At 58.7% G+C, this 14,453-nt stretch carries 8 protein-coding genes and 1 pseudogene; 4 read left to right on the top strand and 5 right to left on the bottom strand.

Annotated elements, in window-relative coordinates; translation table 11 throughout:
• Nucleotides 1–19: 19 nt before the first annotated feature.
• Nucleotides 20–2,806, bottom strand: coding sequence for an RHS repeat domain-containing protein (locus ACYZUC_RS19105; RefSeq protein WP_461989672.1), 2,787 nt, complete (start codon nucleotides 2,804–2,806; stop codon nucleotides 20–22).
• An 80-nt stretch (nucleotides 2,807–2,886) separates the two neighbouring features.
• Between ACYZUC_RS19105 and ACYZUC_RS19110 the strand changes: the two are divergent.
• A pseudogene (locus ACYZUC_RS19110) lies at nucleotides 2,887–3,009 on the top strand (DUF6124 family protein); the annotation flags it as partial.
• Between the two features lie 137 nt (nucleotides 3,010–3,146).
• On the opposite strand, the gene ACYZUC_RS19115 reads toward ACYZUC_RS19110, so the two are convergent.
• On the bottom strand, nucleotides 3,147–5,882 hold the full coding sequence (locus tag ACYZUC_RS19115) for an RHS repeat domain-containing protein (protein WP_461989673.1): 2,736 nt from the start codon (nucleotides 5,880–5,882) through the stop codon (nucleotides 3,147–3,149).
• A gap of 506 nt (nucleotides 5,883–6,388) precedes the next feature.
• On the opposite strand from ACYZUC_RS19115, the gene ACYZUC_RS19120 reads away from it, so the two are divergent.
• Together ACYZUC_RS19120 and ACYZUC_RS19125 are read left to right on the top strand one after the other, a co-directional pair.
• The gene (locus tag ACYZUC_RS19120; RefSeq protein WP_008032502.1) at nucleotides 6,389–6,754 is read left to right on the top strand and encodes a DUF6124 family protein; all 366 of its coding nucleotides are present in this window, start codon (nucleotides 6,389–6,391) and stop codon (nucleotides 6,752–6,754) included.
• A gap of 188 nt (nucleotides 6,755–6,942) precedes the next feature.
• Nucleotides 6,943–7,572 (top strand): class I SAM-dependent methyltransferase, encoded by a 630-nt coding sequence (locus ACYZUC_RS19125; RefSeq protein WP_461989674.1) that lies wholly within the window; start codon nucleotides 6,943–6,945, stop codon nucleotides 7,570–7,572.
• Between the two features lie 114 nt (nucleotides 7,573–7,686).
• Here ACYZUC_RS19125 and ACYZUC_RS19130 read toward each other — a convergent pair whose 3' ends face one another.
• Genes ACYZUC_RS19130 through ACYZUC_RS19140 form a run of 3 tightly spaced genes read right to left on the bottom strand, consistent with a single transcriptional unit; the run spans nucleotide 7,687 to nucleotide 12,904 of the window.
• Entirely contained in the window at nucleotides 7,687–10,740 is a 3,054-nt protein-coding gene (locus ACYZUC_RS19130; RefSeq protein WP_461989675.1) for an efflux RND transporter permease subunit, read from the bottom strand.
• Nucleotides 10,737–11,804, bottom strand: coding sequence for an efflux RND transporter periplasmic adaptor subunit (locus ACYZUC_RS19135; RefSeq protein ID WP_253401262.1), 1,068 nt, complete (start codon nucleotides 11,802–11,804; stop codon nucleotides 10,737–10,739). The genes ACYZUC_RS19130 and ACYZUC_RS19135 overlap by 4 nt, the downstream gene beginning before the upstream one ends.
• Entirely contained in the window at nucleotides 11,801–12,904 is a 1,104-nt protein-coding gene (locus ACYZUC_RS19140; protein WP_461989676.1) for an efflux RND transporter periplasmic adaptor subunit, read from the bottom strand. Before ACYZUC_RS19140 ends, ACYZUC_RS19135 begins: the two co-directional genes overlap by 4 nt.
• 250 nt (nucleotides 12,905–13,154) lie before the next feature.
• Here ACYZUC_RS19140 and ACYZUC_RS19145 point away from each other — a divergent pair, with 250 nt between their 5' ends.
• Complete coding sequence (locus tag ACYZUC_RS19145) at nucleotides 13,155–14,351, top strand: AAA family ATPase (protein ID WP_461989677.1); 1,197 nt, start codon at nucleotides 13,155–13,157, stop codon at nucleotides 14,349–14,351.
• The last annotated feature ends 102 nt before the right edge of the window (nucleotides 14,352–14,453 follow it).

The raw sequence follows: 14,453 nt of genomic DNA on the forward strand, positions 1-14,453 counted from the left end.
AATCAAGGACTCGAGGTCACTACGCAAATAGCCGACCAAAACGGTGAACAAGGGATCGGAAAAATGAAGTTTTTCTGGTTTTCTCCAGAGCGAGTGGAGGTGTGACTCGGCTGGTGCCAATGGACGGTTGCACGGGCTCAGGCAATGGTTTGGCAAGTATCAACATAGATTCTTCATTGTAGATCTGCTGGGCAGTCATCCCTTTAGCCTCCATCTTGAAAATGATGCTCCGGTCATCACTTTTTCCAAATTTCGCTTTGGCGGCTTCCCAGACACCTTGTTCTTTCAGGTACGTGATCAAGCCATTGAAATCTCGCTTGTACGTGTTCACCAGGCGCGCATACGTTTCGGGCGAGTCAATAGAATTGATTCGAAGTGTTGAATCAAACGACGGGCTCTCGGGAATCGGGGCATAGCTCACCGACTGTTGCTGCGGAGCAATCTCGCGAATCATCGCCTCAACGTCAATTGAGGATTCGGGTTTGTAGTGGCCGGAATGATTGTTGATGACGAACTTTGAAGGGGCCTGTTCATCAATTTTCAACAGCCCCGCAAACTCTGGAAGGCCCATGCCAGGCTGGATGCCCATGTGCTGAAAATACATATTGGCAAACAGACGCAGCTTGCCGCTCTGATCACGAAATGCAGCAATGGCATGTCCGAAAGATGATGGGTACCACTCGGAATTTTCACCCTCGAACACCTTCATACCTCGACCATAAACCGGGCCGGTACTCATGAGCGTGTTTTTCTCATCATTCCAAATCAGCTCCTCGAACCATCCCGTGCCAATGGTTTTACTCATTGGGTTGACGATATCGTCGATAAAAACATCGACTGGAATCGATACCGTGCCTTGCCAGTCGTAGAAATTAATCGGGTTGTTCCTCACCATCGCATAGCGATTCAGCCCATCCTTGTCTCCTGCCGGGTCTGGGCACATCCAACGCTGCAACCACGGCGCGTAATACCGATACCCGTAATAATAAAGCCCTGTTGCATCGCGCTCTTTGCCGGAATAGCAAATCGTTTTGTACTTCGCCACCAACGCACTTTTTCCCGCCCAGCATGCGGTGCCGCCAAAAGCGTAATAGTGTTCCTGGGTCAGCACGCCTGCTTCGTGATCCAACTCCAACGTGCTGGAACCGAGGTGATCGCGGAGGCTGTAGCGAAGTTGATCGGCATGGACACCGCTGGGCCAGTGCAAGGCCCGAACACTGCAACGCCCTGCTTCAATGCTGATGACATGGCGCTCCTCGCCATCGGCCTGGCGGTGGAGTTCCAGGCCGGGCAGGTAACGGACTTCAGTACGCCCAGTCCGGCCACTGGCCTGGCTCACATGCACTTTGCGCAGCCGATGGCCGGGGCGGTCGTAGGCGTAGCCTTCGTAATCGTCGGGTTCATCATCACGTTTGACCAACGTCACCCGGCTCAACTGGTTGCGGATGTCCCACGTCATCGTTTGGCCGCGCTGCAACTCCAGCTGATTGCCGCAGGCATCGAAGCCTGACTCGATTTCCGGCTCACCGGGCAATGAACCATCGTCCCGCTGCGCCAGGCTGCGGTTGCTGCGAGTGGAGGTGAACATCGAGAAACCCGGCGCACCGCTGTGCTGGCGAGTAATCAGATTGCCCGCCGCGTCGTACTCGAAACGCTGGGTGTAGTTGCGCCGCTGATTGGGGTCCAGTGGTGTGGGCAGCAAGTCCGGCAGAGCCGGTCCGTGGCTTGGGTTGGCGACTTCCCAGCCCTTCGCTTCGACCAGTTGAGACAGGCTGTCGTAGCGGTAACGATTGCTTGGCTCGATGCGCTGGTTGTTGAACCAGGTAACGGCTTGGGCCTTGTCTTCCAGCTTGATGATGTTGCCCGCCGCATCGTAGGTGTAATTCAGATCCTGCAACGTCTTCTGACTTCCGACTGCGGCCACCAACCGAATCAACCGACTGTCATCGGCACCGTACTCGGCTTGCGTTTTCACACCGTTGCCAGCGATTTCGCTTTCGATCTGGTCGTGGGCGTTGTAGCGGATGTCGCTGACCAAGCATTGCGGTTGTCTGCCCTCTCCAGCCATCAGCAGCCAGGTTTCACTCAGCCTGCCTGCCACGTCATAGGCAAAGGTACGGTGATTGCCCATGGCATCGGTCTGGCGCTGAATCTCGCCCGTGGGAAAGAAGACGTGCCGCGTGACGAACGACTGATCTTCCAGCAACGCGTCCCGAGCCTCGAACTCGCTGGGCCAGTCGGGTGGTTCAAGGTCGATCAGGAAGCATTGGTTTTCACTCAATTCCGAACCGGCCAAACCGTAGTCGGTGACGAAGCGGGTACCGGCTGGATTGTCATGACGGATCAGCTTTGCGCATTGGTTATGCACAGCAAATGCCGGGGCAAAGCCGCCGTAGGTCAATCGCTCGACTACACGCGGTAGTGCTTCGGCGGCCTGTTCCGTAACGGCTATCGGACGTTGCTGATCGTCATAGGCGATGTGACGCTGACTGCCTCTGGCGTCCCGGAACGAACACAGCGAACCGGCCTGATTCAACAGGCTCAGTTGCCAACCGGCATCGACGCTGTCCGTCAGCAACGTCTGGCCACTCAACCCATGGATCGTCACCAGATTCGGCTTCTGCGCAGAGGCCCATAAACGGGGATCCGACGACTCGACCAAACGCCCCGCAGCATCGAAGCCTTGCCGGGTGATGCGCGAAGTAATGACGCTCTCGTCCGGGTGCCGACAATAGCCCACGCTGCGAACTGCCAAGGCTCGCGGGTCTATGACCGACAGGGTCGGCGTGTGTGAGTGGGCGTTCACAGTATCGACGGTCCTTCGCTCGGTTCGAGGTAAGACTGAGCCTTTTTTGGCCGGCCCGATACTGTAAGAAGTAACAGGTCGAGTGTGGCGATCACCTGAAAGACGCCGACAGGGCGATAGTGTTTTCCATCTGGCATTTGCTGGAGATCGTCAAGGCGATGGTGGATCACTCCATAGAGTGGCTGGGGATCAAAAAGGGTTGAGTCAGTGAAATCGCCTTCGCGGGTGGCAACCAGACTTGCCCGCGAAAGCTTGCGAGGAGCCCCGCAATAGTTGGGGCAATGAAGCTATCTGCCGCGACCCTCCCAGGATTTTCTGAACACAAATCGCAGCATAAAAATTAGGTATTCTTCATTCCACCCATTGACTGTCGAGTATGGATACCGATAGCAGCATATATAATACTATCGGCATTTTCAGACGCCATCATAGTCCGCACATCTGGACGGCTATTAAACAATGCAACCGCTTTATCAACATCCAGCCCTGAAGCTGAAACCTTTGCATATTTAGCCACCCCATCAATAAAAAAGGCTTTACTAAAGGCCTCTGGCACCCCAGCAAACATCTGTTTCGCCGTCAACTTTCCCTGTATCAAAGGCTGCGAACTAAGTTGTGCTTGTTGATCGCACAAATAGAAATAATCCTCAGTGCCGACACCTATAGTGGCAAAATGTGTAAGTTCATGACCCAGATGCGGAACTACAGTCTCCGCATTAACAGCACTAATATTTAGGAATATTCTGTTATGAGGGTCGTCTGGATACACCCACGCAACCTTATTTTTATCGGGATGGTCAACAGCTACAAATTTAGCACTACTTTCAAATTTCATTAGTTCCTTTGTCAGTTCCCTAGCTCGCGAAAATGCATCGTACACCTTAACGTCTGCACCTATATTTTCGTACTCAGTTCCAAAAAAGTCTTTCAAGATTTCTGCATACTCTATAGAGGCCGACTCTACAGCAGTTATCCCGCTAGTATAAACGCGCTCTATTTCGTTTAAACCTTCCCTAATAATTTCTGCAGAACTCACTGAAAACTCTTCTAATCCTCGCGCAAGAATGGCAGCTTGCAACAAAACATCTTTCTCCCACTCATCATCTTTACCTTCATAAATTCGACCGTCTACATCCTTTAGATTTATTGGATGATTCGATACGAAGATAAAAATATTTAAACCATTAACCCGACCCGCCGGATCTGCACTCACCCATCGTTGCAACCACGGCGCGTAATACCGGAATCCGTAGTAATAGAGCCCTGTCGCATCCCGCTCTTTGCCGGAATAGCGAATCGTTTTGTACTTCACTACCAAGGCACTTTTACCTGCCCAGCATGCGGTGCCGCCGAAGGGGTAATAGTGCTCCTGGGCCAGCACGCCTGCTTCGTGATCCAGTTCCATCGCGCTGGAACCGAGGTGGTCGCAGAGGCTGTAACGCAATTGATCGGCATGCGCGCCTTCGGGCCAGTGCAAGGCGCGAACACTGCAACGTCCTGCTTCAATGCTGATGACATGGCGCTCTTCGCCATCGGCCTGGCAGTGAAGTTCCAGGCCGGGCAGATAACGGACTTCAGTACGCCCTGTGCGGCCACTGGTCTGGTTGAAATGCACTTTGCGCAGCCGATGGCCGGGGCGGTCGTAGACGTAGCCTTCGTAATCGTCGGGTTCATCGCCGCGCTTGACCAAGGTCACCCGGCTTAACTGGTTGCGAATGTCCCACGTCATGGTTTGGCCGCGCTGCAACTCCAGCTGATTGCCGCAGGCATCGAAGCCTGACTCGATTTCCGGCTCACCGGGCAATGAACCATCGTCCCGCTGCGCCAGGCTTCGGTTACTGCGGGTGGAGGTGAACATCGAGAAACCCGGCGCGCCACTGTGCTGGCGGGTGATCAGATTGCCCGCCGCGTCGTACTCGAAGCGCTGGGTGTAATTGCGCCGCTGATTGGGGTCCAGCGGTGTGGGCAGCAAATCCGGCAATGCGGGTCCGTGGCTTGGGTTGGCGACTTCCCAGCCCTTCGCTTCGACCAGTTCAGACAGGCTGTTGTAGCGGTAACGATTGCTTGGTTCGATACGCTGGTTGTTGAACCAGGTAACGGATTGGGCCTTGTCCTCCAGCGCGGTGATATTGCCCACCGCATCGTAGACATAATGCAAATCCTGCAACAGCTTCTGACTTCCGACTGCGGCCACCAACCGAATCAATCGACCGTCATCGGCGCCGTACTCGGCTTGCGTTTTCACACCGTTGCCAGCGATTTCGCTTTCGATCTGGTCGTGGGCGTTGTAGCGGATGTCGCTGACCAGCTGTTGTGGTTGTCTGCCCTCTCCAGCCAGTTGCAGCCAGGTTTCCTTGAGTTTGCCAGCGACGTCGTGAGCTAAGGTCCGGACGTTGCCCATGGCATCGGTTTGACGATGAATTTCGCCAGAGGCCGCGAAGGTATGCCGCGTCACGAATACCTGTGCCTCCAGCAGTTCGTCACGGTCATCGGGATCGTCAGGCCAGTCGGGGGGCTCCAGCTCAGTGAGGAACCGCCTGCTTTCAACCAGCATAGAACCAGCGAGACCGTACTCGTTGATGGTTTGGGAACCGGCCGGGTCGTCATGGCGGATCAACCGGCCGCACTGGTTGTGCCGGGCATCCAGATCGCCCACTCCACCGTAGTCCAATCGATCAACCACATGGGGCAACTCGTCGGCAGCCTGTTCCGATACGGCAATGGCACGTTGCTGATCGTCGTATCTGCAATGACGCTGACTACCTCGGCCATCCCAGAATGAATCCAACGAACCGGCGTGATTGAACAGGCTCAGTTGCCAACCGGCATCAGCGCTGTCCGCCAGCAACGACTGACCGCTCAAACCGTAGACCGTGGTCAGATTCGGCTTCGGTGCCGTTCCCCACAATCGTGGGTCCCACGATTCAATCAACCGCTCCGAAGGATTGAATACTTGCCGGGTGATGCGTGACTCAATGACGCTCTCGTCCGGGTGCCGGCAATAGCCCACGCTGCGAATTGCCAAGGCTCGCGGGTCTATGACCGACAGGGTCGGTGTGTGTGGGTGAGCATTCACGGTATCGACGGTCCTTCGCTCGGGTCGAGGGAAGACTGAGCCTTTTTGGGCCGGGCCGATACTGTAAGAAGTAACAGGTAGCCGCACCGAGAGTGTTGGGGGGCGGAGGTTGAACAAGCGCTGAATCAAGGTTAGCGGTAGGAAATTCACTACAAATCGGGAAGTTTTCCCACAGAGAAATCAGCACTCCTACAAGGCCAATCCCTTTCATTTGCAGGACATTTCCTAGATGATTCCGCACGCTTGCGCCTGGCAAATCCGCTGGCTAGTCTCCGTCCGTCACTGCAAATCAGTGATCGGGTTTAGTCGCTCGGATATACCAGGCGCACAGCGCTACCTCGTGTCGGGTGTTTGTTAATGCCTGAACGTTATGGTGGCTGTGCGCAGGGCACCCTCGGGTGCGCCGGAGTTCCTGGTATCCGGTCGACTAACCTGCGTGCAGCCGCCACCCCTGTTCGTTTAGTCGCGATATCGGTTGGCTCCAATTAATACCAGGAGTTTTACCAATGAAAAAACCAGTCCCCGATCCACCTCCCGAAACCTCAAGCAAAGACAACGACGATCCGCTTAAAGGTCGTTCAGCGCTTTACCACGCAATCGATTTTTACCTCACCCGCGAACATACCGGCGCACCGGACGAACTGCGCTTCTACAACGTCAGCCAGGACGTGAACTTCGAGGACACGCAACTCTATGTCGCCGACCTTTTGCGCTGCGCTTCGGTCACCGCCTATCGGTGTGGCGATCAACTGAAAGGTGCCGACAGGGCCATGGTGTTCTCTATTTGGCATTTGCTGGAAATTGCCAAGGCGATGGTTGACCGGTCCATTGAATGTTTGGGGATGAAGCACACCGGAAATCGGCCTGAATAATCGGCCGGCAGTTAAATCGCCTTCGCGGGCAAGCCTCGCTCCTACAGGTTTCACACCGCCCAGAAGATCACGCGAACCCTGTAGGAGCGAGCGGTGCGGCGATCCGACTTGCCCGCGAATGGCTGCGAAGCAGCCCCAGACCTGATGGCGTATATTCGGCAAATCCCAATTGCCTGCGCAGCCGACCCATGAAACAGACTCCCGACGACCTCCAGCAGATCACCGCCACCACCTTGGGCCACTACAACTCAGTGGCCGAAGGTTTTCGCGAAGGGACGCGCGATCACGATGTCAGCCAGAACATCGATGCACTGCTGCGGCATATTCAGGGTGAGGCGCCCTTTGACATCCTCGACTTTGGCTGCGGGCCGGGTCGGGATTTGCAGACGTTCACGCGCATGGGCCACATCGCGGTCGGCCTCGACGGTTCGGAGAAGTTTGCGCAAATGGCGCGCGAGGACAGTGGTTGCGAGGTGTGGCAGCAGGATTTTCTGAAGCTTGATTTGCCGGCTGAACGCTTTGACGGAATTTTTGCCAACGCGGTGCTGTTTCACATTCCGCGTCAGGAATTGCCACGGGTGTTGAAGGAATTGCGCGGGGCGTTGAGGCCGGGTGGGGTGTTGTTCAGTTCCAATCCGCGTGGTGAGAATCAGGAGGGGTGGAATGGGCCGCGGTATGGGGCTTATCACGATCTTCAGGCGTGGCAGGATTTGCTGAACGCGGCGGGGTTTGTGGAGTTGGAGCATTACTACCGGCCGGCGGGGTTGCCGCGGGAGCAGCAGCCTTGGTTAGCGAGTGTCTGGCGTAAGCCGGTGTAGGCCGTTAGGACGCCATCGCTGGCAAGCCAGCTCCCACAGTAGACCGAGTTGTCCAGATGGACGCGATCCCCTGTAGGAGCTGGCTTGCCAGCGATGAGCGCGCAGCGCTCGATCTTAATGCGCCTCTTTTTTCGGCTCGCGAATCTTGTACCAGGCCACATACAGCGCCGGCAAAAACAGCAGCGTCAGCAACGTCGCGATGATGATGCCGCCGATCATCGCGTAGGCCATCGGCCCCCAGAACACTTCGCGGGCAATAGGGATCATCCCCAGGCTCGCCGCCGCAGCCGTCAGCAGAATCGGCCGGCGACGGTGTTCCGTGGCTTGGGCCACCGCATCCCACGGTGACAGCCCCTCTTTCTCCAAGGCATCGATCTGCGTCACCAGAATCACCGAGTTGCGGATGATGATGCCGATCAGCGCCAGAATCCCCAGGATCGCCACAAAGCCCATCGGCGTGCCGGTGGGAATCAGCGCCAACACCACGCCGATCAGGCCAAGCGGCGCGACGCTCGCCACCAGGAACAGCTTCTGCACGCTGTGCAATTGAATCATCAGGAACGTTGCCATCAGGAACAGCATCAACGGCACCACCTTGGCAATCGGCCCTTGGGCCTTGCCGCTTTCCTCAACCGTACCGCCCGTGGCGACCTTGTAGCCCACCGGCAAAGCGGCGGCGAATTTGTCGATCTCCGGCTTCAGTTGCTTGACCAGATCGGTCGGCTGAATCTCGTCGCGCACTGCAGCCTTGATGGTGATGGTCGGCTTGCGGTCGCGACGCCACACCAACGGCTGCTCAAGTTCATAACGTACGGTGGCGAAAGCCAGCAGCGGGATCGAGGTGCCGCTGGGCGTGACGATCTGCAGGTTTTGCAACGTTTCCGGCGTTCCGCGCTCCGCATCCACCGCGCGGCCTACGACGTTGATCAGATAGATATCGTCATCGACCTGCGTCACCGGCGCACCGACGACGATGCTGTTCATCAGGTTGGCCACGTCTTCCGACGACAATCCCAGTTGCCGCACCTTGTCCTGGGCGATGTCGATACGCAGGACTTTGCCCGGCTCGTTCCAGTCGTAAATGATTTCCCCGATGTGCGAGTTCTTGTCCAGCTCGGTGGCCAGGGCGATGGCGTGTTTGCGCACCTGGTCGATGTCCTTGCCGCTGACCCGGTACTGGATCGGCCGCCCGACAGGCGGGCCCATTTCCAGCGCCTGGACGTAACTGCCGATGCCGACGAAATCCTTGCGCAAGCGCTCGCGCAAACGCTGACTCAGGGCTTCTCGCGATTCCAGGCCCTTGCTGACGATGACCAATTGCGCGTAGTACGGGTTTTGCAATTGCTGGTCGAGCGGCAGGTAGAAACGGATCGCGCCTTCGCCGATGTAGGTGCTCCAGCGCACGATGTCCGGGTCGTCCTTGAGCGTAGCTTCAAGCTTGTCCACGGCTTTGCGGGTTTCGGCAATCGAAGCGTTTTGCGGCAGGTTCAGGTCGACGAGGATTTCCGGGCGGTCGGAGGACGGGAAGAACTGGTTCTGCACGAACTGCATGGAAAACACCGACGCCACGAACAAGGCAATGGTGATGCCGATGGCCCACCAGCGATTGCGCATGGACCAGAGCATGCCGTAATTGAAAGCGCGACCGATGCGACCGGGCTCTGCGTCGTGAGGTTTCACATTGGCGCTGAGGATGTGCACGCCGATCACCGGCGCGAACAACACCGCGACAATCCACGACACCAGCATCGCTACGGCAATCACCGCGAACAGCGTGAAGGTGTACTCGCCCGCCGAACTGGCGTTCAGGCCGATCGGTACAAAACCGGCCACCGTCACCAGCGTACCGGTGAGCATCGGGAACGCAGTCGAGGTGTAGGCGAACGTGGCCGCTTGCTCCTTGGTTTCACCCATCTCCAGCCGGGTGACCATCATCTCGACCGTGATCATCGCGTCGTCCACCAGCAGGCCGAGGGCGATGATCAACGCGCCGAGGGAAATCCGCTGCATGGTGATGCCGCTGTACTCCATGAAGACGAAGACCATCGCCAGTACCAGCGGAATCGAGCACGCCACCACTAACCCGGCGCGCACGCCGAGGCTGACGAAGCTGACCACCAGCACGATCACCACCGCTTCGAACAGCGCGCTGGTGAAGCCGCCGACGGCCTTTTCCACCACAGCGGCCTGGTCGGAAACGTTGTACACACCGACGCCCACCGGCAAATCGGCGGTCAGGTCGATCATGCGCTGGTGCAGCGCCTTGCCGAAATCCTGAATGTTGCCGCCCTTCTTCATGGCAATGGCCAGGCCGATGGCCGGATGGCCGTTGTAGCGAAACTCCGGGGTCGCCGGGTCGACATAACCCCGACTGATGTCGGCAATGTCGGCCAGGCGATAGAAACGATCGTTGAGCCGCAGGTTGACGTTTTCCAGGTCTTTCTCGGAAGCGAACTGCCCCGTGGTGCGGATGGAAATCCGCTCGGGACCGGCTTCAATGACCCCGGCCGGCGTCACCGCGTTTTGCGATTGCAGGCTATCCACGACCTGACGCTGATCAATGCCCAGCGCCGCCAGTTTGCGAGTGGAGAAGTTCAGGTAGAGCACCTCGTCCTGCTCGCCGACCATCTCGACCTTGCCCAGCCCCGGCACCTCACGAATCTCGGCGCGGACCTGCTCGACGTAATCGCGCAACTGGCGCATCGACAAGCCGTCAGCGGTAAAGGCGTACACCGAACCGAACACATCACCGAATTCGTCGTTGAACCCAGGCCCTTGCAGGCCCTTGGGGAACTGGCCGCGAATGTCGTTGATCTTCTTGCGCACCTGGTACCAGATTTCCGGGATGTCCTTGGCGCTGGTGGTGTCGCGCAGGTTCACGAAGACCGTGGACTCACCGGGCCGGGTGTAGCTTTTCACATAGTCGAGGGAGTCGAGTTCTTCGAGCTTTTTCTCGATGCGGTCGGTGACCTGCTTGAGGGTTTCTTCCTGGGTCGCACCCGGCCAGCTGGACTGGATGACCATGGTCTTGATGGTGAACGAGGGGTCTTCCTCGCGGCCAAGGTTCATGTACGAGAACACGCCCATCAGCAGCGCGATGAACATCAAATACCAGACAAAGGACTGATGCTTGAGGGCCCATTCGGATAAGTTGAAACTCCCTTTCATTGTGGGCTGTCCTCATCGATTTTCACTTTCTGCCCAGGCTTCAGGCTGTTCACACCGGCACTCACGACACGCTCGCCGGACTTCACGCCGCTGGCCAGGACCATGGTGGAATCGGTGCGGCTGATCAGGCTGATGTCACGTGGGGAAACGGTTTGGGTCTGAGGGTCGATGACCCAGATCCGCGACTTACCATCGACTTCTTGCAGCGCGGTCAGAGGCAGTTCGATACGCGGTTTGATCGCGGAGCTGAGGGTGACGCTGATTGCCGTGCCCAGGCGAAACCCCGGTGGCGTGTCGGTCAGGGTCAGGCGGGCGCGCCGGGTGCGGGTGGCGCTCTGCGCCTGGGGTTCGATTTCGCGGACGATGGCGGTGGTGGTGATGCTCGGTTCCAGTTGCACGGCGACCTGAAACACCACGTCCGCGGGCAACTGATCGACCAGCGTGTCGGGCAGGTCGATCACCGCTTCCTTGATGTCCGGCTGCGCCAGGGTCACCACTTGCTGGCCGGCGGTCACCACTTGCCCGGCTTCGGCGTTCCACGCGGTGACGATGGCTTTGTGGTCGGTGCGCAACTCGACATAATCGAGTTGGTCCTTGGCCTGATCGACCGCCGCCTTCGCTTGATCGAGGGAAGCCTGAGTGGTTTTCAGATCGGTCTGGGCGATGTCCAGTTGCGCCTGCGCACCGACCCCGCGATCGAACAGCTCCTGCTGACGTCGGGCGTTGGCCTGGGCGTTGATCAGTTGTGCCTGAACCTTCGCCAGATCGCCCTGAGCCGAGCGCAGCTGGTTTTGCTGATCGGTGGGATCGAGGGTCGCGAGCAAGGCGCCCTTCTCGACCTCGGCGCCGACATCGACGTTACGGCTGGCAATGCGCCCCGGTACACGGAAGCCGACATTGGTTTCGTATCGGGCCTGGATGCTGCCGGCGAAGCGGCCGAGACTCTCCTCGCCCAGCGCCTGGACCTTGATCGACAGCACCGGACGCACCGGCTCTGGCGGCGGTTCTTCTTTCGAGCAGGCCACCAGCAGCATTCCGGCGAACACCAGCAACACGCGCTTCATGGCTGGGCTCCCGCAGCTAAATCCTTGTAGGTGTTTTCGGCGATTTCCACTTTGACGCCGGGGTGCAGCAACTGACCGCCGGCAATGACGACTTTTTCGCCGCCCTTCAGGCCATCGCTGATGATGACTTTGCCGGTCAGGTAACGACCTACCGTCACCGTATGCAACTGCGCCTTGCCCTCGTCATCCACCAGCCACACGGCCGGTTCGCTGAGGTTTTTGGTCAGCGCCGACCATGGCAGTTCGATTGCGGATTTGCTCGGTGTCTTTGCCGTGCCGCTGATCACCGAGCCAAGCTGCATGCCTTCCGGCAGACCGTTAAGGGTGACCTTGACCTGCACCGTACCGGTCTGCGCGGAAACGGCCGGGGTGACTTCCCGAACCGTGCCCGTGGTCTTGATGGCCGGGTTATCGAGCAAGCTCACCACAATCGTTTTGCCCTCAGGATCCTCTGTCAGCAGCGACTCGTAGACGTTGAACACCGCGTCGCGCTCACCGTCGCGCGCCAGGCTGAAAATCGGCATCGTGGCCTGCACCACCTGACCGACTTCGGCCTGCCGGGCAGTGATCACTCCCGGCGCGTCGGCGATCAGCGCGGTGTAACTCAGTTGCTCGCGGGCGTTGGCCAGTTGCGCCTGAGCAGCCGTCAGCGCGCTCTGGCTGCTGCGCAATGCGGCCTGGGCAGAGTCGAATTCGCTTTGACTGGTGTAGCCCTTGGGCAGGAGTTTTTGCTGGCGGACAAAGGCGGCGGCGCTCTGTGTGACCCGCGCCTGCTCGGCGACGACCTGCGCCTGGGCCGAGTCGACATTGGTTTGCAGGTCTTTCGGGTCGAGTCTGGCGAGCACTTGCTTGGCCGACACCCGGTCACCGACATCGACCGAGCGCTGGATGATCTTGCCGCCGACACGGAACGACAGCTCTGTCTGGACGCGCGCCTGAACATCACCGGTGAGGGTGACGGACGCGGCGTAATTCGCGGCGTTGACGACTTGCACGAACACCCGCGGACGATCCTTTTCGACCTGGGGTTTTTCCCCGCAGGCCCCCAGCAGGACAAGAAGACTCAGGCCAACCACTCTTTTCAATCCGGGACCAGCCATGCAGACTCCTTTGCGTCGTACGAACGTGCCAATGGCGTTACGACTGTGAGCTTAGAACAGGGTTCAACAGGTGCACAGGTTTGCTGCACTCTCTGTAGGAGCGAGACCGGCTTGCCGGCGAAGGCGGTCTGTCAGTCGACATCTCCTTCGGCTGACACACCGCCTTCGCGAGCAGGCTCGCTCCCACAAGGGGAACTCCCTGTTCCCGGCAATAAGGCAAACTGGGCGATCACATAGCAGGAAGCTTCCCATGCTCAAAACCCTCGCGGTGGCCAATTACCGCTCGATCAATAAACTGGTGATTCCGCTGGGTCGTCTGAACCTGATCACCGGGCCGAACGGCAGTGGCAAATCCAACCTTTACCGGGCGTTGCGTCTGCTGGCGGAAACCGCTCAGGGCGGCGTGGTCAATGCGTTGGCCCGCGAAGGCGGCCTGGATTCGACCTTCTGGGCCGGGCCGGAAACCATCACCCGGCGCATGCGCAACGGCGAAGCGCCGATCGAGGCGACCGTTCGCCACGGCGTCAAACGCTTGCGCCTGGGGTTTGCCGGGGACGACTTCGGTTACTCGATCAGCCTGGGGCTGCCCGATTCCAACGGTCATTTCATGTTGCCCGGGTGCAGCACACCCATTGCGTCACGGTTCAGCCTCGATCCGCAAATCAAGCGTGAATGCCTGTGGGCCGGGGCGCATTATCGTCCGGCGAGCCTGCTGGTGGATCGCGACGGCCCGATGATCCGCACCCGAGCCAACCGCAGCTGGGATGTTCTGGCTCAACACACGCCGACTTTCGACAGCCTGTTCGATCAGGTAGGCAGCTTGCGTACCTCGCCGGAGGTGCTGGAGATGCGTGAGTTCATCCGCCGCTGGCGCTTCTACGATCACTTTCGCAGCGACGCCGACGCGCCGGTGCGTCAGCCACAACTGGGAACCCGCACCCCGGTGCTGCACCACGACGGCAGAGACCTGGCGGCGGCGTTGCAGACCATTATCGAGATTGGCGACCCCGAAGCTTTGCGCAACGCCATCAGCGATGCGTTTCCCGGTGCACGGCTGCATATCGAGCCGCTGGCGGGCGGCCGGTTCGCCATCGAGTTTTATCAGGAAGGGTTGTTGCGCCCGTTGTCGGCGGCGGAGTTGTCCGATGGGACGTTGCGTTACTTGCTGTTGGTGGCGGCGCTGCTGACACCGCGCCCACCGACGCTGATGGTGCTGAACGAACCGGAAACCAGCCTGCACCCGGACCTGTTGCCGGCGTTGGCGCGCTTGATTATCCGCGCGTCGGAGCAGTGTCAGGTGTGGGTGGTGTCCCATGCCCGGCGGTTGATTTCGGCGCTACAGGAGAGTCCCGAGTGCAATTGCATCGTGCTGGAGAAAAATCTGGGCCAGACCGGGATTGTCGGGCAGCGGATGCTGGATGAACCGGCGTGGTATTGGCCGGATTGAGCGGTGCCGCTGAAACCAATCGCCAGCAAGCCGGCTCCTACAGGACCGCGGTGATCCACGTGTAGGAGCCGGCTTGCCGGCGATAGCGGTCGAAAGACCGCT

Source organism: Pseudomonas sp. GT1P32, from assembly GCF_054897805.1.

Excerpts from the sequence above, each read along its gene's own strand:
- ACYZUC_RS19125 (WP_461989674.1), top strand. The coding sequence starts at position 6,943 with ATGAAACAGACTCCCGACGACCTCCAGCAGATCACCGCCACCACCTTG.
- ACYZUC_RS19140 (WP_461989676.1), bottom strand. The coding sequence starts at position 12,904 with ATGGCTGGTCCCGGATTGAAAAGAGTGGTTGGCCTGAGTCTTCTTGTC.
- ACYZUC_RS19135 (WP_253401262.1), bottom strand. The coding sequence starts at position 11,804 with ATGAAGCGCGTGTTGCTGGTGTTCGCCGGAATGCTGCTGGTGGCCTGC.
- ACYZUC_RS19130 (WP_461989675.1), bottom strand. The coding sequence starts at position 10,740 with ATGAAAGGGAGTTTCAACTTATCCGAATGGGCCCTCAAGCATCAGTCC.
- ACYZUC_RS19145 (WP_461989677.1), top strand. The coding sequence starts at position 13,155 with ATGCTCAAAACCCTCGCGGTGGCCAATTACCGCTCGATCAATAAACTG.
- ACYZUC_RS19120 (WP_008032502.1), top strand. The coding sequence starts at position 6,389 with ATGAAAAAACCAGTCCCCGATCCACCTCCCGAAACCTCAAGCAAAGAC.